Source organism: Micromonospora zingiberis (genome assembly GCF_004331455.1).
GTDB lineage: Bacteria > Actinomycetota > Actinomycetes > Mycobacteriales > Micromonosporaceae > Micromonospora > Micromonospora zingiberis.
Map to the genome: position 1 here is coordinate 1 of NZ_SJJR01000008.1, position 20,740 is coordinate 20,740.

A 20,740-nucleotide genomic window follows, 5' to 3' on the forward strand; every position below is an offset into this window, starting at 1 on the left:
ATGACGCCGCCGGCGCCGAAGGCGTCCGCTGATCGGACGAGGGTCCCGATGTTGCCGGGGCTGGTGGGCCGGTCGAACACGACGGTGAGCATGGTCGGACCGACCGGGATACGGCGCAGGTCGTCCTTTGGCAGCGCGACCACGGCCAGCAGCTCCGGGACCGTGTCTGCCTTACCTCCCAGTTCGTGCATCAGGTCGCGCGAGACGGCGAACTTCTCGGCCCGGACTGTGTCCAGGGCCTCGCGTGCCCAGCCGGACAGCTGAGCGCTGGTGTCGTAGAGCAGCTCCCGGATCTGCCAGCCATTTTCCGCGGCCATGGTGATCGGGCGGACACCCTGCACGAGGAACTCGCCGCGTCGCTGCCGCTTGGTCCGATTGCCGAGGAGAGCTTTCCACTGCTGGAACCGCGCATTGCGGCCACTTACTCGCAGAACCACTATCAACCCCGCCTCCGTCGTACGTAGCCGGCCCGTGCCCGGCCTGCCACATTTCACTGGTCTCGGGGCGCTGTGCTGGATGCCGGCCGGGATCCGCCACGCACGCCTTCTTCCGGCACCGCACTGGCGACGGCAACCTCACCGGCGCTGCGCCCTGGACCTCACCCTGGCTCCCCGAGGTTTCCGACAAGACGTTAGGCCAGGCGCTCAGGAACGGACGGAGCAAGTCGCCCCGGCGTCGCGGTCGGTGCCGTCCCCGTCCGGGCCGAGGGTGTCTTGTCCGAGACCCCGACGGATCGCGATCTCTACGGGTGAGTATGCGCCGTCGGCCCGCTCCAGTTCGTACGGTGCGGCTGGCATCAGCGGCGGTTGGGCCATGAAGCGAGGCCGTGCTCCGTGGTGCGGTTGCGCCGCGTGCACCAGGAATGGGTGGCACAGGAAGACGTCGCCCGGAGATCCGGTGGCGAGGGCGACCGGCCGGTGGTCGGACGCCGCCACCAGGTCGGGCGCAAGGGCCAGTCCGCTCGCTCCGTCCTCCCCGTACTTCTCCAGCACCTTCGGCACGTCGAGGTGTGAGCCGACCCGGATCCGGGTCGGGGCGTCCTTCTCACCGACCTCACTGAACAGGAACAGCATCAGCAGTGCCCGGCCCCGGGAGCGCACATTGGTGAAGTACCAGCTCTCACCCTCCGGCAGATAGCTGCCCTCGATGTGCCAGCCCGCGTCGTCCGGCTCCTCTTCGTGCGGGAAGCGCAGCGGGAACGTGCCCAGCGAGTAGCGCGGCTCCCAGCGTCCCGTGCCGACGAGCAGGTCGTACGCGTGATGGAGGAACGGGGAGTTGGGAGCGGCGGCGAACGGCGCCTGCGCCATGCCGGGCACCCAGTGCACGGGCTGCGTCCACGTCGCTGGATCGTCCGGGTCACAGCCCGTCTCCCGCCACAGCAGCCGCGCGCAGTCCGCTGCCACGCGCGGCGCGACGGCGCCCTCCAGCTTTACGAAGCCGTCGCGAAGAAAGCGGGATACCAAGGTCGTGTCATCCATGCCCCCATCGTGCGGCGGCGTCGGTCTCGATCACCCGACATTTTCCACGCCGCTTTTGTCGGGTGCCCACCGGTGCGCTGCGACCAAGGTTGACGTCGGACGGAGGCTTGATGATCTCGGCTTTCCGCCTGATCGCCGAAGGGAGCGAACACGTGGACACCCGCATCGTCGACCATCCCGAGTTCCGGCTCGTGGGGCATGCGGCCCGCGTTCGGCTGGTCCGTCAAGGCATCAACCCGCACATCCAGCGGCACATCAACGCACTGCCGACGGAGGAGCACCTGCGCTTGAAGGCTCTCGGCAACACTGAGCCGGGCGGCCTGCTCGCGGTGAGCGACGACCTTGACCCCGACTACACCGAGGGCAGCGAGCTGACCTACCTCCACGGCGTCGCCGTGTCCCCGGGTACGCCGATCCCCGACGGCCTCGAGATCATCGAAGTTCCAGCTGGCAGGTGGGTGGTCATCCGGACCACGGGGCCGCATCCGCAGACCCTGCAGAAGGCCTGGGCCACGGCCGCAGCCGCGTGGTTCCCGTTCAACCCCTGGCGTCTGCGGCCAGGTCCGGAGATCGTCGCGGTTCTTGAGCCTACGAACGACTTCAGCACCGCGACCTGTGAACTCTGGCTGCCCGTCGAACCGGCGTGACGATCTGGCGAGCATCCAGACGACGTCAGGGGTCCGGCCCGGCGGCCAACAGGATGGCCCGGCCGCGGCAAGCGAGTGCTGCTGCTGCTTGGTCGGGCGGTTAGCTCATGTCGATTGCGTATGCCTCCTCGCGTACGTCGGCGTCCGGATGTCGGCGCAGCCCGATCAGCAGGTCCCGCCATGGGGTTTTCCACCCGAGCCGGTCCCGTGGCGGACCAGGGCAACCGCGAACAGGCCGCTGGTGAGGTCGCCGCGTCCCGTCAGCCGCGTGATGGTGTCGGTGAGGGCCGCCGGGTCGGGCCACTCCCGGAGGCTTTGTAGGCGGGTGGCGACGCGTTGGCGGTGCGAGCGGCCAGGACAGGCCGGCCTGCGCACAGCCCGGCGATCTCGTCGAGGTTGTCGAGTCGGCCGAGGTCGACCAGCAGCCCGGTGGCCGTGCTGGTGAAGGCGGGCCAGCCGGCGAGCCACCGCGCCGCTTCGATCAGGGCGGTCCGGTCGGCGCTGGTGGCATGGTGGCCGGATCGGACGGCCGCGCCGTGTGCGATGAGTGCGATGCGGCGTCGGGTCGGGCGATCCGTGGCCGGGTCGCCCGGATGGTCATCACGGGCGTCGCGGTCTACCAGCCGGGCCAGCGCGGTGGCGAGGATGTCGTCGCCACCGGCCTTGAGCAGGTGGGCGACATCGGTGGGCACCAGCAGCGGCGCGAAGCGGGTGATCTCGTTGGTCCGAGCAGATCAGCGACCTACGCGACACCGTCATTACCGCCGACGCCCTGCACTGCCAACCGCTTTGCCGATCTCTCGCACCGTCGGCGGATAGCCATGCCGCTGAACCCAGCCACGGATCACGACGAGGATTTGCCGCTGCCGGCCAGTCAATGAGGCTGGATCGGGCGGGGTGTCAGGAGCGGTCATCCCAGGACGATACCCGGAACGTGGAACAACTGTACTAACGGGTTGTGTCGGGGTTGGGTCTGCGTGCGTCTTCGAGAGAGGGCCGACGTTTGGCGTATCCCGAGCTGCAGACGTTGGGCAGGGCGGCCACGGGAATAGCCGCCCTGCCCAGCGGTGCCTTCACAGGAGACGTGGCCATCGACGCAGGACATCCCCAACGGCAGCCCGACGCGCCGGCACCCGTTGGATCCATCAAGCGCCTCCGCTTGGAGCATGTGATCGGACACCTGAAGAAGCTGGCGGATCCTGGCCCGCTACCACGGCCGACGCGAACACTTCGGCGCTACCGTCCGCGCCATCGCCGGCCTGCTATCCGACCACCGACAAGTGCGGGTCGGGCCGGTGCCCTACCGGCCGGGGCGGTCGACGTCCTCGGCGAGTTCGGTGTGCGCCGGCCTTCTCGCCGCGTCGGAACTGCCGGCCAGCAATTCGGCGAGATGCATCGACGGTCGGTCGCGAAGGTCGGCGATCTGCGTACGGCAGGAGAAGCCGTCGGCGAGCACGATCGCGTCCGGACTGGTGTCCAGTGCCGGTAGCAGGTTCCCTTCGGCGACGTTCACCGAAATCTCGTAGTGGCCTTGCTCGACGCCGAAGTTTCCGGCGAGGCCGCAGCAGCCGGACACGGCGGTGACCGTCGCCCCGGTTCGCTCCAGCAGCGCGCGATCCGCCGTCCAGCCGAGCACGGCGTAGTGGTGGCAGTGCGGCTGCACCACCAGGCTGACCCCGGTCAGGTCGGGCGGTGTCCAGCTCGACGCGGTGGCGAGCACCTCGGCCAGGGTTCGCGTCGCCGCCGCGACGGTACGCGCGTCGTCGGCGTGGTCGGTGCCGGCGAGCAGTTCGACCGCGTCGAACCGCAGCACCGCCGTGCAGGACGGCTCGATGCCCACGACGGGGATTCCGGCGCGAGCCGCGATGGCCAGCTCGGCGACGGTCCGACCGAGAATCCTCCGGGCCGCGTCGAGCTGACCGGTGCTGATCCAGGTCAGTGCGCAGCACGTCGGCGTTGCCGGCAGCTGGGGCGCGAAGCCCGCCTGGCGCAGCAGCTCGACGGTCGCCTCGGCCGCGGCGGGGGAGAAGGCGTCGCTGAAGGTGTCGACGAAGAGGACGACCGGCTGCCCGGTCCGGCTCGCCGCGGCGGCGGTCCGCGCGGCCCACCGGCGACGAAACGGCGTACGGGCGAACGCGGGCAGCCTGCGGCGGTGGTCGATGCCGGCGACGGAGGCGGTGAGGCGACGCAGCAGCGGAAGCCCGACGGCGAGGTTGGCCAGCCGCGGCGCGCGGGCGGCCAGCCGGCTCCAACGCGGTAGCCAACCGAGGGTGTAGTGCGAGCGTGGCCGGAGCCGACCGCGGTAGCGCTGGGCGAGCGCCTCGGCCTTGTAGGTCGCCATGTCGATGCCGGTAGGGCAGTCGGCCAGGCAGCCCTTACAGGCCAGGCAGAGGTCCAGCGACTCGGCTACCGCCGGGGAACGCCAGTCGAGGGCGCCCCGGACGACGTCCTGCAACACCCGGGCGCGGCCCCGGGTGGAGTCGCGCTCCTCGCGGGTGGCCAGGTACGAGGGGCACATGATTCCGCCGGTGGCCGAATTGTCCGCTCGGCACTTGCCGACCCCGGTGCATCGGTGCACCGCCTGCGCGAGGTCGCCGGCGTCGTCCTGGTAGGCAAAGGCCAACCGGGTGCGGTACGGAGCCACACCCGCGGCCCGTACGTCGGCGTCCACCGGATCCGGGTCGACAAGTACACCCGGATTGAGGAGGTTGTCGGGGTCGAAGGCATGCTTGATCCGACCGAAGAGCACGAGCGCGTCGGCCGAGTACATTCTCGGCAGCAGTTCTGCCCGGGCCCGTCCGTCGCCGTGTTCTCCGGAGAGCGAACCGCCGTACTCGGCGACCAGGTCGGCCGCCTCCCGGAGGAAGTCGCGCAACACCTGTGTGCCGTCGGGCCGGTCGAACGGGAAGTCCAGCCGCACGTGCATGCAGCCGTCACCGAAGTGCCCGTAGGGTGCTGCGGTCATCCCGAAGGCGGCGACCAGTTCGTCGAATCGGGCGAGGTAGGGGCCGAGCCGCTGCGGCGGTACGGCGGCATCCTCCCAACCTGGCCAGGCCGGCCGGCCGGACGGGGCACGGCCGGCCAGGCCGGCACCGTCCTCGCGGATGCGCCACAGCCGCGCCGCGGTGGCCGCATCCGTGACCACGACCGATTCCAGTCCCAGCCCGGCCGAGGCGAGTTGCTGCGCCCGATCGAGCACCTCGGTCCGATCGTCACCGGCGATCTCGACGAACAGCCAGGCCCGCCCCTTCGGCAACGGGGGCACGGCGGCGGTCCGCCGGGACAGCAGCACGGCGACGAGTCGCTCGTCCATGCCCTCGCAGGCCGTCGGGCGGAACGTCGTCACCATCGGGGCGGCCTCGCCGGCGCCCGCGATGTCGGCGAAACCCAGCACCACCAGCACGCGATGAGCGGGATCCCTGACCAGCCGCACCGTCGCCTCGGTGACGATGGTGAGGGTGCCTTCGGCGCCGACCAGGGCCTGGTTGAGATCGAAGCGTTCCGGCAGCAGATGCTGTACCGCGTAGCCGCTGACCTGCCGGCCGAAGCGGTCGAACTCGACGCGGGCGGTGGCCAGATGACGGGCCATGACCTGATTCAGGTCGGTCAGCAGCGCCGTCGGGCCGTGCGCGGACGGGGCGCCGGTGGCGTCGTGGCCGGTGGTGAGGGTTTCCCCGTTGGCGAGCAGGTGCGTCATGCTCCGCACGTTGTCCGAGGTCCGGCCGTAGCCGAGGGCCCGGTTGCCGCAGGCGTTGTTGCCGATCATCCCGCCGATCGTGCACCGGGTGTGGCTGGACGGGTCCGGACCGAAGCGCAGACCGTGCGCCAGCGCGGCCCGTTGCAGGACGGCGTGCACCGTGCCGGGCTGGACGCGGGCGGTACGCGCTTCGGCGTCGATGGCCAACACCCGGTTCATGTGCCGGCTGAAGTCGAGCACGAGGCCGCGCCCGACGGCGTTGCCCGCGATGGATGTGCCTCCGCCACGCGAGGTGATCGGCACTCCGGCTGCTCGGGCGATGTCGAGCGTGGCTGCCACGTCGGCTGTTTCCCGGGGGCGGACCACGGCCGTCGGCGTGATGCGGTACAGCGACGCGTCGGAGGCGTACATGGCCTTCGTGGTCGTGTCGTCGCGGACGTCCAGTCCCGCGCGGCGCAGCTCACGAACCACATCGGTCGCGGCGGCCGGTCTGCCGCGACCGATGCCGGCGGGTGCCGACGGTGTGTCAGGCATGCTCGTGCGGTCCGGACAGGCGCCCACGCAGGGTCGGCTCCGTGTACGTCGGCGGTCGCAGTCCGCGTTTGACCAGCAGCGGAACGAGGTGGTCCACGATTCGCTCCAGGTCCACGATGCCGCGTCCGGTGGAGAGGTTGAAGCCGTCGGCCGCGCCGGTCGTGACCCACTCTTCGATGAGGTCCGCGAGTTCTTCGGGCGTTCCGGCGAAGGACCGGTTGTGGTGCAGCCCGAGGGTGATGAGCTGACCGACGGTAGGCGCCTCGCTCCGGGTGAGCGCCGCGATCTGGTGGAAGAAGGCCGGCACCGGCGGGCGCGCCCGCTGCAACTGGTCCGGCGAGAGGGCCCGGTCGATCCTGAGTTCCTCCACCGGCAGTCCCACCCGGTCGGCGAAGAACACCAACGCGTTGCGGTCGTCCGGGTTGTGCTCCAACTCCTGCAGTACTGCCTGCGCGCCGGCGGTGCTCGACTCGAGGTAGACCTGTATGCCCGGCAGAACGGCGACGCTCGGGCGACCGTGCTGGCGCGCTCGGGTCAGCAGGTCGGCCCGGAACTGGCGGGCCGCCCCCACCTCGTGTTGCACGGTGAAGACGGCGTCGGCGTAGCGGGCGGCGAGGTCGCGTCCGTCACCGGACGCGCCCGCCTGCACCAGCGCCGGACGGCCCTGGGCGGACGGCGGCACCGGCGAGACGACGTCGGTGACCTGCAGGTGTTCGCCGTGGTAGCTGAACGGGCGTGCGGCGGTGGCGTCGACGAAGTCGCCGGTCAGGTCGGCGCCGAACGGCGTGTCTGCCGGCCAACTGTCCCAGGTGCCGAGGACGATCTCGACGAACTCCCGGGCTCGGGCGTACCGCTCCGTCGAGGTGTTCACCGGCGTGCTGCCGAATTGACTGGCGGCCCGCCGGTCGGCCGTGGTGACGATGTTCCAGCCGGCCCGCCCCCGGGTGACCTGGTCGAGGGAGAGCACGGCCCGGGCGACGTGGAACGGGTGGTGGAACGTCGTGGACGCGGTGACGATCAAGCCGATCTGGTCGGTGTGGGCCGCGACCGTGCTCAGCACCACGAACGGGTCCAGTCCGGTCCACGGCCCGGTGCTGGGGTGGCGCGGCGCCACCAGCACGTCACCGAGCATCAGCGCGTCGAGGCCACCTCGCTCGGCGGTGCGAGCGAACTCGACGTACCGATCGGTCGTGCCGAAGCGGATCGGGTCTGGCAGCGCCCGCCAGCCCGACGGATAGGTACCGAACGCGTTGAACATGACATTGAGAGGTACGTGGCGGTTGTTCACCCGGCTTGACCCTTCCAGCCTCGGCGTATCAGAACGGGGCAGGGTCAGGCCGCGACCACACGGTGGCGCTGTTCGCCGAGCCCGGTAATGGTCGCGACGACCTCGTCACCGACGGCGACGGCACGGGAACCGTCGACCCACCCCGGGCTGCCGGTCAGCACCACGTCGCCCGGTTCCAGTGGAAGCAGTGCGCTGACCTGGGCGAGCATCTCGGCGGCCGAGAAGTGCAGATCGGTCAGCGTGCCCCGCTGCACGAGCTGGTTGTTGATGTGCAGTTCCAGGACGAGCGAGGTCAGATCGCCAAGGTCGTCCAGCCCGGCGACGACCGGACCGAACGGGCAGTAGCCGGGCAGCGACTTGGCCGGATTGAAGTAGACGACGTCACGGCTGCCGGGCCGGTTCGCGGGCGCGACGACGAGCGCTGCGGCGTCGGTGATGTCGAGTGCGATCGTCGCCCCGAGCACATGGTCGAGCGCGGTCGCGGCCGGCACCCGCCACATCGGGCGGCCGATCACCAGGGCCAGTTCGACTTCCACGTACACCTGTTGGCTTGCGGCCGGGATGGGGGCGTCCGGTCCGGCGTAGGCCGTGGGCAGTTTGCTCACGATGCCGAGCGACGCCGGTGCGTCCACGCCGATGGAGGCGAACTTGCCGGGGTGGTTGACGCCGGCGGCGATCACCATCCGTGGTCGGCCGACCGGACTGTCCCAGGAACCGTCTGCGGGCAGCTGGGGTTCGCCGGGACTGGTGCGGGCCGCCCAGGCGACGAAGTCGTCCCAGTGAGCGAACACCTGCTGCGGGTCCGGGCCGAACCTCCCCCCACTGGCGACCGCGACGTCGACGTGCTCGTCGCCCCGGGCGAGGACCACTCTGCCCTTCGACGCGGCTATCCGGGTCATGCTTGCCTCCCAATGTCGGGGTTGTCGGTCCGGCCGTCCTGCACCCCGAGCGCGGCGAGCAACTGGCGGCGGACCTGCCCACCCTCCGGCCACGACGACCGTCGCGACTCCCGGGGCACCGTGATGGCGACGTCCTCGCGGAAACCGCCGTCGGCGAGGACGAGTACCCGGTCGGCGAGGAGGATGGCCTCGTCCACGTCGTGGGTGATGAAGAGGACACCGGGGTGGTGTTGGCGCCACAGGGCGAGCACCAGGTCGTGCATCCGGATGCGGGTGAGCGCGTCCAGTGCGGCGAACGGTTCGTCGAGCAGCAGGAGTCTCGGCTCGCGGGCCAGGGCGCGGGCCAGGGCGACCCGCTGGCCTTCCCCGCCGGAGAGCGTCGATGGCCAGCGCCGCTGGTAGCCGTCCAGGCCGACCTCGGCCAGGAGCGCCGCAAGATCGTCGTCGGGGAGGTCAGCACGGCGCAGACCGAGCCGGACGTTCGCCGCGACCCGGCGAAATGGCAGCAGACGGGCGTCCTGGAACACCACGGAACGCCGTGCCGAGACCTCGATCTGGCCGCCGTTGGCAGGTTCGAGGTCGGCCAGGATACGCAGCAGGGTCGACTTTCCGGAGCCCGAGGCGCCCAGCAGCGCCACGAACTCACCCCGCCGGATCTGCAGGTCGACCTGGGCCAGGATGGGTTTGCTGCCGAACGTCTTGTCGACCCGCTTGAGGTCCACCACAAGTTCGGGCGCGGGTTGCGGGTCCTGCGACGTCGGGACGTCCGGCGTTGCCGTGCGGTCGGGGGCGCTGGTCGTCATGGCGTCGCCTTTCGTGCCCAGGGGAGCAGGATCCGTTCGAGGAGACGCATCACCACGTCGACGGCGATGCCGAGCAGCGCGTAGACGACGATGCCGGCCGTGACGATGTCGATGCGCAGTGCGCTGGCGGCGACGCTGATGGTCTGGCCGATGCCGCTGTTGGCGTTCACCTGCTCGGCGATGATGAGTGCGAGCAAGGCCGTACCCATCGAGTAGCGGATCCCGACCAGCACCGACGGCAACGATGCCGGCACGATGATGCGGAAGATGATGCCCGGCCGGGACAGCCCGAACACTCGACCTGCCTCGATGATGTTCGGATCGACGTACCGCACGCCCATGTACGTGTTCAGGTAGACGGGGAACACGCAGGCGAGCGTGATGATGATGACCTTGAGTTCCTCGCCGATGCCGAACCAGATGATGAACAGCGGGACCATGGCGATGAACGGGACCTGACGCACGATCTGTAACGACGAGTCGAAGATTTCCTCGCCGAGCCGGAACAGGCCGTTGACGATGCCGAAGGCGATTCCGATGAGGACTCCGAAGGCCAGCCCGATGCCGGCCCGCGACAGGGATGTGCCCAGCGCCGTGGTCAGCTCGCCGCTCCTGACCAGGTCGACCAGCGCCTCACCGACGGCCAGCGGAGGTGGGAAGAACTGGGTGCTCACGCTTCCCGAGGTGGTCACCTGGTGCCACAACAGCACGGCGGCGATCGGCACCATCGCGCGCAACAGATTACGCAGCCCGAACATCCGCCGTCGCGGCGCGACCGCCGCCACCGTTCGTAGCCGGTGTAGTTCACTCGTGCCGGTGACGGTCATGCCGACTCCTGTCCGACCGGCGCGCCGTCCAGCAGCTCTCGGATCGCGTCGTCGCCGAGCGCGCCCGGGGCGCGCGACTCGGCCGCCGCCTGCTGCACGAGTTCCTGCAACGCGGCGTTGAGTGGCGTCGGCACGCCGTGCAGACGCCCCAGCAGCACCACCTCGCCATTGAGGTAGTCAGATTCGAGGGTGGCGCCCCGCAGGAAGCTCTGCAGAGTCGAGTTGCCCGCGCGGGTCCTGCCCGGCACGGGTTGCGGTGCGATCAGCGCGAAGTCCAGTTCCGACGAGGAATCGTGATACGGATCGACCGGGCGGATCCCCATCGCCGCGAACACGTCCAGCGCCTCACGCCGAAGTCGCTGGCGTAGCTCGTCGCGCAGGGCACTGGCCGTGAAGACCGGTTCGAGGGCATTGACGGTGTTGTAGCCCAACTTCCACGCCTTCCAGGCCACCACGTCCTGTACCTCCTGCACCCGGATCGGCGCGGCCTGCCGCAGCAGCGTGGCGATCTCCCGCCGTTGCGCGTCGCTGCCGCCGTGGTAACGGCCGAGCCAGCACAGGACCCGTGCCGCCGCGCCGAAGTTCAGGACCTCGCCGGGGCCCTCCTTCCCGGCGGGGCAGCCGATGGCGGCGGCGTAGACGGTCGCGAACCAGCGCAGCGCGACCCGCTCGGTGTTGAGCCCGTTCTGGATCGTCAGCAGCGGCAAGGTGCGCGCCGCCGGGGTCGTCGAGCCGTCCGGGTGGGACACCGGCTGCCATGCCCAGGCGCGCAACGCCGGCTCGACGTCCTGGGCCTTGGTCGCGATGAGCAGGATGTCGGTTGGCCGAAGCTCCGCCCCCGCCGGCCCGTCGACCACCGGGATGCGTAACTCCCGTACGCCGTCCGTGGTGTGGTATCGCAGCCCGTGGCGGTTGATCGCCTCGTACTCGTCGCCCCGCGCGACCAGCAATACCTCAACGCCCACGTCGTGCAGTTCCGCGGCGATGGCACCGCCGGTCGCGCCCGGACCGATGATCACGATCCGCCGCGATTGGTACGTCTGCGTCATGCGGTACGCCTCCCCATCCGTCGCCCAGCCGGCCGGCATCAGAAGTAGCCGTTGTCGGGCGGGTGCGCACCATTGAGCACGTATGCGCCGACAACCTGGTCCTTGTAGTCCATCGGGCTGTGGGCACTGACGGTGCGGGCGTTGCGCCAGTGCCGGTCGAGGTTCAGCGCGGCCGACACCGCCGAACCGCTGCCAACGGTGAAGACCCGCTCCGCGGCGGCGATCGCCAGCCGCGAGACCACCGTGTGTACCTGCGTCACCTCGACCGACAACGCCGCCAGTTCGTCCACCGAGGGGGCGTCGCCGGTGCGTGTGATGAGCTCGCTGGCCGTGTCCAGACGTTGCGCGGCGGTCCGGACCAGTGATCGCGCCGCCGCCGCGTCGGCGGCGATCTGTCCGATGCCCCGCTGCACGAACAGGTCGTCGCGGGGTCGGTCGGTATGGCCGTGGGCTGCCACCCGCGCCCGGGTCAGCACGTACCTGGCGGCCTCGTCGCGGGCGGCTTCGGCGATGCCGGCCAGCAGCGCCGCCAGATAGAGCTGCGAGAACGTCTTGCGGTAGCGGGCCGACCTCGGCCCGGTGCCGTCGTCGGCGCTCACCTCGTCCGCGGCGAGCCGCACGTTCGTGAACCGGATCGAGCCGCTGGCCGATCCGCGTTGGCCGATCCCGTCGAAGTCGTCGCGGATGTCGACCCCGTCGCGGTCGGTGGGGATCCGGGTGCGGACGATGCCGCCACTCTCGTCGCGGGCCAGCACCTGGATCCAGTCCGCGTAGACCGAGCCGGTCGTGTAGTGCTTGTTTCCGCTGAGGCGGTAACCGTCGCCGTCGCGCTCGATCGTGACCTGGAGATCCATCGGGCGCAGGTCGCTCTGTTCCGACACGGCGGAGCCGAAGGTGCGGCCGGCCGCTATCTCGGCCAACCACCGGTCGCCGCCCCGGCCCCGCGAGTGCAGCGCGCCTTCGCCGAAGACGAAGTGGGCCCGCAGCGCGTGTGCGATCGACGAGTCCGCTGCCGCGAGGTCCACGACGAGGTCGAACAGGTCGCTGACGGACGCCGCGTGGCCGCCCTCGTCGACGGCGAGACGGACCCGGGTGACGCCGGCGGCCTTGAGTGCGCGGACCGACTCCCGGTCGCTACCGCCGCGACGGTCCCGGTCGGCCGCGGTGTCGCGCAGGAGCTTCAGTTCGGCGGCGAAGATGTCTGCCCATGGTGTGCTCATTGGCGGTCCTGTTCCAAGGCCTGGGGGATGCCGAAGCGCTGCCGCAGGCCTTCCTTTCGATAGCCGCTGGGAAACACCCCGCGCTGACGGAGCACGGGGACAACTTCGTCCACGAACGTCGGGATGTCGCGGAAGTTGAACAGGGACAGGATGGCGAAGCCGTCGACGGCGCCCCGCGCCCACCAGTCGATGATGTAGTCGGCGATGTGGTCGGGTGTGCCGACCACCACGTGATGACCGGTGAAGACCTGAAAGCGCCGGGCGATCTGCCGGACGAGCAGTTGTTCGCGCTGGACGGCGTCGACGATCGCGGTCCAGAAGCCGAGTGGCCGTGACCACTGCGCGGGTGGACGGGCGAGCAGTTCCGCCGGCACGGGCCGGTCCGGGTGCAGCCGACTCGGGTCGATCTGGAGCAGTTCGCTCACCCGATCCACCGGGTCCAGGCTGAACCCGTAGTCGGCGGCGGCCTCGTCCAGCAGCCGGTTGGCTTCCTCCGTGGTCGAACCGACGATCGGGGCCAGGCCCGGCATCACCCGTACCGGCCGGCCGGCCCGGGCCCGCAGGCCGTGCGAGAACTCGATCGCGGCCTCCCGGTTCACCAGTGCGGTGTAGAAGGCGTCGGCGTGGGTGACCGCGAGCTGCTGGGCGTGGTCCGAGCCGCCGGCGACGCCGACGAGAGGTCCTCCGGGTTGTGCCTGCGGCACGTTCAGCGGACCACGCACCTGGAAGTGCTCGCCGTGGTGGTCGACCGGCCTGGTCACCTCGGCGTCGTAGCACAGGCCCCGGGCGCGTAGCGCCTCGAAGTCCGTCAGCGGCCAACTGCGGTGCAGTTTGGTGAGCACGGTGAGGAACTCGTCGGCACGCGCATATCGGGTGGCGTATGCCTCTGGGCCGTCCTGGCCGAAGTTCCTGGCCTCGTCCCGGTTGACCGACGTCACCGCGTTGAACCCGGCCCGGCCACCCGACACCTGATCGAGACTGGTCACCATGCGCGCCACCTCGTACGGGTTGCGGTAGCTCGTGGAGAAGGTGGGCACCAGACCGATGTCGGGGACCTGTGTCGCGAGCGCGGTGAGCAGGACGAAGGGATCCAGGCTGGCGAAATGGGTACTCGCGGGCGCACCGATGTGAGCGGCGTCGGGCAGCCAGATCGCGTCGAAGGTGCCCTCGTGCGCCGTACGGGCAAGGCGCAGGTAGTGCTCCAGTTGTACGAAGGCACCGGGATCGGGGTGGTGCAGCCACGAGCGTGGGTGGGTGCCGGTGGCGTTGATGACGACGGTCAGCAACAGCCGGTGGTCGGGTTGGTAGGACACGATGCTCCTGATCGGCAAGCGGAAGCGGGAGCGGCGGCGGCGCTGCTCCCGCCCGACTCGTTACTCGGAGTGGGTGGCGACCGAGTTTCGAATGGCCTCGTCGTAGCCGAGGCGCTTGGCCTCGGCCTCGATCAGCGTGTTGAACCGGTCGTCGAAGAGGATCGAGACGTCGTCGACGGCGCGGTCGATGGCCTTACCCTCGAGCGCGAGGGCCGCCACGGTCTGGGTGGTCGTCAGGTACTTCTCGCTGATCGGTTCGGCCGTGTTGCGGCCCAGCCCGAGCCAGCTCAGCCGGGCCCGCTCCGCGTCGTACTTCACCGTCGCCACGAGGTCGGCCTGGACCTCGTCGGGATGGGTCACCTTCCAGTGGAAGTGCTGGACCCAGCGCACCACGAAGTCTTCCCACAGTTTCGACTTGGCCGAGTCGTTGAGCGACGCCGTCGACGCGATGAGGCCGGCCTGCGTCGTGGCGCCGATCGTGTTGGCGTTCAGCAACTTGCGGCCACCGGCCTGCAGGCCGGCGTTGATGCTGGAGTAGAGCCCGCTGTGCAGGTCGACCGAGCTCTGGGCGAAGGCGACCGGACCGTCGGTGGGACTCAACGGCACGTACTCGATGTCATCGAGCGTCAGCCCCAGGTGCTTCAGGGTGGCCAGCAGCGTGAGGTAGTTGCCGGCACCCGGGACCGCGGTCCAGCGCTTGCCCCGCACCGTGCTGGCCGTGAGCTCGGTGATGCCTGACTTCGGTGCCGCGCTGGTGCCGTACGGGTAGCCTTCGCCGAGGTCAGCCGGGCTGGAGGCGAGGATGACCTTGAACGGTGCCGTCTCGGCGGTCCACGGCGTCGGCGCGCCCGCGGCGGCCTGCACCGGCGTGAACAGCGCCGCGAACGAACCGTCGATCTCACCGGACTGTAGTGCCGCGGTGACCTCGAGTTGGTTCTGGAAACGCACGAACTCGACGTTGTAGGCAAGGTCCTTGAGGATGCCCTGGGCCGCCCAACCCGCACCGAGCGTGACGTCCGCCGTGCCGATCTTCAGGGTCTGCGACCTCGAATCGCCAGCAGTCGAGGTGCCTCGACCGTCGGCTGATCCGCACGCGGCAAGCGTGGCGAGGAGCGTCAACGCTGCGGCACCTGCGGCGGCGCGCACAGTGCGTCGGAGTTTCATGGCAATTCCTTAGCTGTATGCCGCATGAGCCTCATGACGGCGGTGAACGCCACGCCAAGCGCGCCGACGGACGGCACCCATGTGGCTCGGGGACGTCGAGGGCGTGGGGATCATCGACGACCTCGGAGCCACGATAGGAGCGGCTGCTCGGCGACGTCCAACATACAATACCGATAGGAAATGATTGGAATCCCTTATGACTGGAGGAACGTTCTTCCTGCGTACGGCCGGCGGGCAGACCCGGCGGCCGCCGTTCTCATCGATCCTGCTGATCGGTTCGCATCAGCGACCACTCTTGGACGCCCGGCGGCGGGCGAACGTACGCTCGGCACGCCGCCGACCAGGGGAGAGGGATATGGCCGCCCACATCAACGTCGACGAGCAGCACGGGTCGCACGACGACGAGGAGCGGATCACGTGCTGCGGCGGCCTCGACGCCGATCTCCCGCCGGCTGTGCGCTCAGTGGCCACTACCCGTGCCCGCTACCCCCGAGGGAGAACCGGCTCCCCGTCCCGCTCGACGACGGCAGGACCGGTCCGATCCGGCGACAACGCGGTGAACTCGGTGGACCCGCTAGCGGTGTCTCCCGCAGGCGCCTGCACCGGAATCCCGCGGCGCCGGAAGAACTCCCTTCCGGCGAGGGTGGCAGCCTCCTTGATGGCAGGATCGAGCCCGCGGCGGGTCAGCAGGTTCACCCCGACGGTGCCCACCGCAGGCAGCCCTTCGTGCACCACCAGGCCGGCGAGCTGGCCGCCGCTGGTGGGCAGCAACGCCACGCCGAGCCCTGCTCGGACGCCGGCGAGGACACCATCCAGCGTGGAGGACTGCCCCGCGACGGCGACCCGTAGGCCCGCGGTGGCGAGCGCCGCCATCGCCCGCTCCCGAAGCGCACAGGGCTCCTCGAACGCGACGAGCGGCAGCACCTCGGCAGCCGAAGAAGGCGTCCAGCCGGGCGCCTGGTACCAGCGCAACTGCATGCGACCGAGTTCGTATCCACCCTCGTTGCCCCGCGATGCCAGGATGATGGCGAAATCCACCGACCCCTTGGCGACCGACTCTGCCAACAGCGTCGAACGGCCGATCTCGAAACGCGTGACCGCTCCCGGGAACGCCTCGTTGACCATGCTGATCATTGTCGGCAGCATCTGCTCGGCGGAGTGCTCGCTCGACCCGATCACGACGATCCGCTCGGCCGAGAGCTGCAACCGCTCGGCGGCCTCGTCGTGCACCGCAAGGATCTTGCGAGCCTCCGCCAGCACCTGCTCCCCGTCGGCGGTGAGCTTCATCCCGCGCCCGTCCCTGGCGAAGAGCTTGCGATTCAGGCTCCGCTCCAGCAGTCGGACGTGCTGACTCAGGGCCGGCTGACTGATGTGGCGCGCCACGGAGGCCCGCCCGAAGCCGCCGCAGTCGGCGATGGCCACGAGCGTCCGCAGGTGCTCCAGGTCGAGTGAGACGCTCACGTTCTAATGTCTATCAAGTCGATAGGGTTTGGTGCAACCTGCGAAACCGCAGGACACGCCCGGGACCCGGGTGCCCCGGGGCCGGCGCCGCGCCGACGGCGTCGGATATCACACCGCCTGGATAGGATATGCATGATTTCAAGCCGTGATCAGTCTGCCGAGCGCGGTCGCCCGGCCGGAGCCGACCCGACGGGCCGGGCGGGCACGCGATGAGCGCCGCGGTCGATCCTCTGCCCCCGCACGAGGATGTCCGATGGCGCGTCGACGATGCGGCGCTCGACGCACACCGGTTCGACCGGTCGGGGTGGACCCCACCGGTGCGGCCCGCCGCGGTGGCCTCCGTACGCAGCGTGGCCGGCGTGCAGCACGTGGTCCGGTACGCGCACCGCAGCGGGACCCCGCTCGTGGCCCGCGGCGCGGGGACCGGCCTGGCCGGCGCGGCGACTGCCGCCGACCGCGGAATCGTGCTCGACCTGACCGGGCTGGACCGGATCGTCGACATCTCCGTCGAGGACGAACTGGCGGTGGTCGAGCCCGGGGTGATCACGGCGGACCTGGACCGGGCGGCGCTGCGGCACGGCCTGCGCTACGCCCCGGATCCCGCCAGCGTGGAAATCTCCACCATCGGCGGGAACATCGCCACCAACGCCGGCGGGCTGCGCTGCGCCAAGTACGGCGTCACCAGGGACGCGGTGCTCGGGCTGGACGTCGTGCTGGCCGACGGGCGCCTCGTGCGCACCGGCCGCCGAGCCCTCAAGGGGGTCACCGGGTACGACCTGACCAGCCTCTTCGTCGGATCGGAGGGCACCCTCGGGGTGATCGTCGGTGCCGCGTTGCGACTACGGCCGCAGCCTGTCGCCACCGCCACCATCGCCGCCTTCTTCCCCGACCCGGCGGCGGCGTTCGCGGCCGTCCGGGAGGTCCGCAGGACCGGGGTGGTGCCGGCGGTCGCCGAGTTCATCGACGGGCCGACCCTGGCGTGCATCGACGCGCACACCGGCAGCGATCTGCGGGGACGCGGCACGGCGTTCGCCCTGTTGCAGACCGACGGCGCGGCGGCGGCACCGGAGGCCGAGATGGCCGCGGCGGCCCTGCGGCCGTTCGCCACGGACCTCGCGGTCACCACGGATCCGCGGGAGGCGGCGCGGTTGGTCGCGGTACGCCGGGCGGCCCTGCCCGCCCTGGAGCGGGTGGGGCAGGTCCTGATCGAGGACATCAGCGTGCCACGGTCGCAGCTACCCGCCGCGGTCGCGGCGGTGGACGAGATCGCGCGGGTCACCGGTGTGGCGATCCACACCTTTGCCCATGCCGCGGACGGCAACCTGCACCCGATCATCGTCCTGACGGCCGACCGGCAGCCCTCCGACCCCATCGTGCAGGAGGCCGCCGACCGGATCTTCCGGACCGCTCTGGAGCTGGGCGGGACGATAAGCGGCGAGCACGGGGTGGGGGTGCTGAAACGCCGGTGGATGCGCGCGGAACTCGGCGCCGACGTCGAGGCCCTCCAGCGGGATCTCAAGGCGTTGTTCGACCCGACGGGCATCCTCAACCCGGGCAAGGCACTCTGATCAGCATCCGCGATCGGTCGTGATCACGAATCATGGTTGGACGGCGGATCTCTAACCCCACTAACCTGCTAGGCATGGTAGAGATGGTGCCGGCGCACCGCCGCAGCTCGCGGCTTCGCTGCATCGACCTGGCTCCGGCCGCGCTCTCATCGCCGCCACCAACGCGTCGGTGCCGCGCGGAGGGCCGACCGGTTCGCCACGCCACGCGCCGGCCCTGACGCCGAGGCTGACCGTAGTGGCCGGGCACGGCCACCCATACCGCTCGCCCGGCGCCGATTGCGCGAGCCGCCCCCGCCCCTTCGTCAGATGCCACCCCGGCCTGTCGCACACCCGCTGGTCGACCTGACCGGCCGGACTCCGCGCTCCGCACCCCTGCCCCGGAAGGTTCCGATGGCCCTCACCCACCCGCACACCACCATCAGCTGGCGGGAACCAGACAAGCTGCCGCTGCGCGGAACCCTGATCGTGCTGCCCGGGCGGGGCGAGACCCCGCACGTGTATGAGCGGTTCGGTCGACGACTCGCCGCCGACAGCTACCGGGTGCATGCGGTCACCGCCCCCAGCGACGACGCCGACCGGACCCGCGAACAGGTGCTCGGCCTCCTGGCCGAGGCCGACCCCAGCACGCCCCGAGTCCTGGTCGGCTCGGACGCGGGGGCGGCCTACGCCGCGTACCTGACCGCGCTGCCGGCCGACACGGCGAACCTGGCGAACGGTACGGTCGCCGGCCTCGTCCTCGCCGGCCTACCCGCGAATGCCCGAACCACCACCGGCGGCGACTCCGCGCCAGGATGGAACGACGAGCTGGACCTGCGCACCGCCTGCGGCACCCACCGGACCAAGATCAGCGAAGCCGGCGTACGGCCCGGAGACCTCTTCGGTGACCTACCGGCCGAATGGCTCGACCCCGGTGTCCCGCAGCGGATCACCGTACCGCTCCTCGGCATCCACGGCGCCAACGACGAGGTCAGCCCGGTCGACGCCGCCCGTCGCTGGTACGCCGGTGCGCCCCGGGCCGAACTGGTGACCATCACCGAGGGCCGGCACGACGCGCTCAACGACCAGACCCACCGCACTGTCGCGGCAACCGTCGTCCTGTTCCTCGAACGCCTGCGCCTCGGCGGCGAACTGGCCCCGATCGCCACCGCCGAGCAGCAGTACTCCACCACCGCCCCACCGGTGGGCCACGATGTCTGAGCCAGTAACCACCCACCCACCGGTGCTGGTCGACGCCACCGGACTGCGCGCCGAGCTGGCCGCGCCGCAGCCGCCAACGTTGCTCGACGTCCGCTGGGAGTTGGGCCGCAGCGACGGCCGGGACCGGTACCTCGCCGGGCACCTCCCCGGTGCCCACTACGTCGACCTCGACACGGAGCTCGCCGCGCCCGCCGCCGCAGGCGAGGGCCGTCACCCCCTGCCGCCGATCGCGGACCTCACGGCCGCAGCCCGCCGCTGGGGTCTACGCAACGGCACACCGATCGTCGTCTACGACGACCACTGCGCGCTCGGCGCGGCCCGGGCCTGGTGGCTGCTGCGCTGGGCCGGCCTGACCAACGTCCGCATTCTCGACGGCGGCCTGGCCGCATGGACCGGTGCGGGCGGCCCGCTGCACACCGGTGCGCAGCCGCCGCCCAAGGCGGGTGACGTGACCCTCACCCCAGGGGCGTTACCCGTATTGGACACCGACGCTGCGGCTGCCCTGCCGTCGCGCGGTGCGCTCCTCGACGCCCGAGCCGCCGAGCGGTACCGGGGCGAGGTGGAGCCGATCGACCCACGCGCCGGTCACATCCCCGGGGCGGTGAGCCTGCCCACCAGCGGCAACCTGACCCCGGACGGACGGTTCCTGCCCGCGGCGGCGCTCCGCGCCCGGTTCGGACAACTCGCCACGGCCGGCCAGGTGGGCGTCTACTGCGGTTCCGGTGTCACCGCCGCGCACGCAATCGCCGCGCTGGCCATCGCCGGCATTCCGGCCGCCCTGTATCCCGGCTCCTGGTCGCAGTGGTCCACCGACCCACAGCGGCCGGTGGCGACCGGAGCGGAGCCCAGCGGGGACACCGCCCCGCCGCCGACGACGGCGGGAAGGTGACTCCCCCCGATGCCACACCGCCTGAACGTCGTCGCCGTCCAGAGGCTCGCCCTCGCCGACCACCGGTCGCCGGTCGCCGCCGGCCGTCGCCTGCTCGGGCCGTGACCACGGAGGTTCGCATGATCGACGAGAGCTCCCTGGACGGGGCGCGTCTGCGCCGCGTCCTCGGTGCGTTTCCCTCGGGGGTGACGGCCGTCGCCGCCCTGGTCGACGGCCGACCCGCCGGGCTCGCCGCCAACTCCTTCACCTCCGTATCGCTGGACCCACCACTGGTCTCGATCTGCATCGCCCACTCGTCGCGGACGTGGCGCCGGCTGCGGTCGGCCGCCCGGTGCGGGATCAGCGTGCTCGCCGCCGACCAGGAACAGGTCTGCCGACAACTGGCTACCAGCAACGCGGACAAGTTCGTCGGCCTGGACTGGCACGCCACCACGCACGGGGCGGTGCTCATGCAGGGCGCACCGGCCTGGTTCGAGTGCAGCGTGGAACAACAGATCCCGGCCGGTGACCACGACATCGTGCTGCTGCGCATCCACGACCTGGGCGTCGAACAGACCGTCCGGCCCTTGGTCTTCCACGGCAGCCGGTTCCATCAGCTGGCGCCGTGAGGTCCCCCGTCAGCGGGACCTGTCCAACAGCTTGCCGTACGTCCTCGCCCCGGCTGGGCACTCTCGTGTCACACCCGGGCAATGCGGTGTACGGCGTC

The 20,740-nt window shown here is 70.7% G+C and carries 18 protein-coding genes and 2 pseudogenes; 6 read left to right on the plus strand and 14 right to left on the minus strand.

The features are described 5' to 3' along the window. Positions 1-443 (minus strand): TrmH family RNA methyltransferase (locus E0H26_RS13820; protein ID WP_476703377.1); only part of this gene is annotated, 443 nt, incomplete at its 3' end. Positions 444-538: 95 nt separating this feature from the next. Between E0H26_RS13820 and E0H26_RS30415 the strand changes: the two are divergent. Next, a pseudogene (locus E0H26_RS30415) lies at positions 539-645 on the plus strand (IS630 family transposase); the annotation flags it as partial. Here the strand turns inward: E0H26_RS30415 and E0H26_RS13825 are convergent. Continuing rightward, positions 645-1,478, minus strand: coding sequence for a phytanoyl-CoA dioxygenase family protein (locus tag E0H26_RS13825; protein ID WP_131304021.1), 834 nt, complete (start codon positions 1,476-1,478; stop codon positions 645-647). The pseudogene E0H26_RS30415 and the gene E0H26_RS13825 sit on opposite strands and share 1 nt — an antisense overlap. 110 nt (positions 1,479-1,588) lie before the next feature. On the opposite strand from E0H26_RS13825, the gene E0H26_RS13830 reads away from it, so the two are divergent. Continuing rightward, positions 1,589-2,125, plus strand: coding sequence for a GyrI-like domain-containing protein (locus tag E0H26_RS13830; RefSeq protein ID WP_131304022.1), 537 nt, complete (start codon positions 1,589-1,591; stop codon positions 2,123-2,125). 260 nt (positions 2,126-2,385) lie between these two features. Here the strand turns inward: E0H26_RS13830 and E0H26_RS13835 are convergent, their stop codons facing one another. From E0H26_RS13835 to E0H26_RS13890, 12 genes and pseudogenes are all read right to left on the minus strand, one after another. Further along, complete coding sequence (locus E0H26_RS13835; protein ID WP_206025096.1) at positions 2,386-2,817, minus strand: hypothetical protein; 432 nt, start codon at positions 2,815-2,817, stop codon at positions 2,386-2,388. 87 nt (positions 2,818-2,904) lie between these two features. Next, positions 2,905-3,039, minus strand: a pseudogene (locus tag E0H26_RS13840) (LexA family protein); the annotation flags it as partial. 386 nt (positions 3,040-3,425) lie between these two features. Further along, positions 3,426-6,356, minus strand: a complete 2,931-nt coding sequence (locus E0H26_RS13845) for an FAD-binding and (Fe-S)-binding domain-containing protein (protein ID WP_131304023.1) — start codon at positions 6,354-6,356, stop codon at positions 3,426-3,428. Beyond that, positions 6,349-7,614 (minus strand): NtaA/DmoA family FMN-dependent monooxygenase, encoded by a 1,266-nt coding sequence (locus E0H26_RS13850; protein ID WP_131304024.1) that lies wholly within the window; start codon positions 7,612-7,614, stop codon positions 6,349-6,351. The genes E0H26_RS13845 and E0H26_RS13850 overlap by 8 nt, the downstream gene beginning before the upstream one ends. Before the next feature lie 74 nt (positions 7,615-7,688). Then, positions 7,689-8,543 (minus strand): fumarylacetoacetate hydrolase family protein, encoded by an 855-nt coding sequence (locus E0H26_RS13855; RefSeq protein ID WP_131304025.1) that lies wholly within the window; start codon positions 8,541-8,543, stop codon positions 7,689-7,691. Next, complete coding sequence (locus tag E0H26_RS13860; protein ID WP_131304026.1) at positions 8,540-9,346, minus strand: ABC transporter ATP-binding protein; 807 nt, start codon at positions 9,344-9,346, stop codon at positions 8,540-8,542. The genes E0H26_RS13855 and E0H26_RS13860 overlap by 4 nt, the downstream gene beginning before the upstream one ends. Further along, positions 9,343-10,173, minus strand: a complete 831-nt coding sequence (locus E0H26_RS13865) for an ABC transporter permease (protein WP_131304027.1) — start codon at positions 10,171-10,173, stop codon at positions 9,343-9,345. The genes E0H26_RS13860 and E0H26_RS13865 overlap by 4 nt, the downstream gene beginning before the upstream one ends. Continuing rightward, the gene (locus E0H26_RS13870; RefSeq protein WP_165521857.1) at positions 10,170-11,222 is read right to left on the minus strand and encodes a ketopantoate reductase family protein; all 1,053 of its coding nucleotides are present in this window, start codon (positions 11,220-11,222) and stop codon (positions 10,170-10,172) included. Before E0H26_RS13870 ends, E0H26_RS13865 begins: the two co-directional genes overlap by 4 nt. A 38-nt stretch (positions 11,223-11,260) precedes the next feature. Continuing rightward, positions 11,261-12,442 (minus strand): acyl-CoA dehydrogenase family protein, encoded by a 1,182-nt coding sequence (locus E0H26_RS13875; RefSeq protein ID WP_131304029.1) that lies wholly within the window; start codon positions 12,440-12,442, stop codon positions 11,261-11,263. Next, positions 12,439-13,755, minus strand: a complete 1,317-nt coding sequence (locus E0H26_RS13880) for an NtaA/DmoA family FMN-dependent monooxygenase (protein ID WP_165521858.1) — start codon at positions 13,753-13,755, stop codon at positions 12,439-12,441. The genes E0H26_RS13875 and E0H26_RS13880 overlap by 4 nt, the downstream gene beginning before the upstream one ends. 60 nt (positions 13,756-13,815) lie before the next feature. Next, positions 13,816-14,919, minus strand: coding sequence for an ABC transporter substrate-binding protein (locus E0H26_RS13885; RefSeq protein ID WP_131304031.1), 1,104 nt, complete (start codon positions 14,917-14,919; stop codon positions 13,816-13,818). Positions 14,920-15,402: 483 nt separating this feature from the next. Beyond that, on the minus strand, positions 15,403-16,380 hold the full coding sequence (locus tag E0H26_RS13890) for a LysR family transcriptional regulator (RefSeq protein ID WP_131304032.1): 978 nt from the start codon (positions 16,378-16,380) through the stop codon (positions 15,403-15,405). 209 nt (positions 16,381-16,589) lie between these two features. Here E0H26_RS13890 and E0H26_RS13895 point away from each other — a divergent pair, with 209 nt between their 5' ends. The 4 genes from E0H26_RS13895 to E0H26_RS13910 all read left to right on the plus strand — a co-directional run bounded on the left by E0H26_RS13895 (position 16,590) and on the right by E0H26_RS13910 (position 20,642). Continuing rightward, positions 16,590-17,948 (plus strand): FAD-binding oxidoreductase, encoded by a 1,359-nt coding sequence (locus E0H26_RS13895; RefSeq protein ID WP_131304033.1) that lies wholly within the window; start codon positions 16,590-16,592, stop codon positions 17,946-17,948. A 306-nt stretch (positions 17,949-18,254) separates the two neighbouring features. Then, the gene (locus E0H26_RS13900) at positions 18,255-19,145 is read left to right on the plus strand and encodes an alpha/beta hydrolase (protein WP_206025100.1); all 891 of its coding nucleotides are present in this window, start codon (positions 18,255-18,257) and stop codon (positions 19,143-19,145) included. Next, positions 19,138-20,034, plus strand: coding sequence for a sulfurtransferase (locus E0H26_RS13905; protein WP_131304034.1), 897 nt, complete (start codon positions 19,138-19,140; stop codon positions 20,032-20,034). The genes E0H26_RS13900 and E0H26_RS13905 overlap by 8 nt, the downstream gene beginning before the upstream one ends. 119 nt (positions 20,035-20,153) lie before the next feature. Next, the gene (locus E0H26_RS13910) at positions 20,154-20,642 is read left to right on the plus strand and encodes a flavin reductase family protein (RefSeq protein ID WP_131304035.1); all 489 of its coding nucleotides are present in this window, start codon (positions 20,154-20,156) and stop codon (positions 20,640-20,642) included. The last annotated feature ends 98 nt before the right edge of the window (positions 20,643-20,740 follow it).

Bases quoted from the DNA above. Each gene is read 5' to 3' on its own strand.
- E0H26_RS13875 (WP_131304029.1), bottom strand. From the start codon at position 12,442: ATGAGCACACCATGGGCAGACATCTTCGCCGCCGAACTGAAGCTCCTG.
- E0H26_RS13885 (WP_131304031.1), bottom strand. From the start codon at position 14,919: ATGAAACTCCGACGCACTGTGCGCGCCGCCGCAGGTGCCGCAGCGTTG.
- E0H26_RS13825 (WP_131304021.1), bottom strand. From the start codon at position 1,478: ATGGATGACACGACCTTGGTATCCCGCTTTCTTCGCGACGGCTTCGTA.
- E0H26_RS13910 (WP_131304035.1), top strand. From the start codon at position 20,154: ATGATCGACGAGAGCTCCCTGGACGGGGCGCGTCTGCGCCGCGTCCTC.
- E0H26_RS13845 (WP_131304023.1), bottom strand. From the start codon at position 6,356: ATGCCTGACACACCGTCGGCACCCGCCGGCATCGGTCGCGGCAGACCG.
- E0H26_RS13855 (WP_131304025.1), bottom strand. From the start codon at position 8,543: ATGACCCGGATAGCCGCGTCGAAGGGCAGAGTGGTCCTCGCCCGGGGC.
- E0H26_RS13830 (WP_131304022.1), top strand. From the start codon at position 1,589: ATGATCTCGGCTTTCCGCCTGATCGCCGAAGGGAGCGAACACGTGGAC.
- E0H26_RS13865 (WP_131304027.1), bottom strand. From the start codon at position 10,173: ATGACCGTCACCGGCACGAGTGAACTACACCGGCTACGAACGGTGGCG.
- E0H26_RS13905 (WP_131304034.1), top strand. From the start codon at position 19,138: ATGTCTGAGCCAGTAACCACCCACCCACCGGTGCTGGTCGACGCCACC.
- E0H26_RS13895 (WP_131304033.1), top strand. From the start codon at position 16,590: ATGAGCGCCGCGGTCGATCCTCTGCCCCCGCACGAGGATGTCCGATGG.
- E0H26_RS13850 (WP_131304024.1), bottom strand. From the start codon at position 7,614: ATGTTCAACGCGTTCGGTACCTATCCGTCGGGCTGGCGGGCGCTGCCA.
- E0H26_RS13900 (WP_206025100.1), top strand. From the start codon at position 18,255: ATGCCACCCCGGCCTGTCGCACACCCGCTGGTCGACCTGACCGGCCGG.
- E0H26_RS13870 (WP_165521857.1), bottom strand. From the start codon at position 11,222: ATGACGCAGACGTACCAATCGCGGCGGATCGTGATCATCGGTCCGGGC.
- E0H26_RS13860 (WP_131304026.1), bottom strand. From the start codon at position 9,346: ATGACGACCAGCGCCCCCGACCGCACGGCAACGCCGGACGTCCCGACG.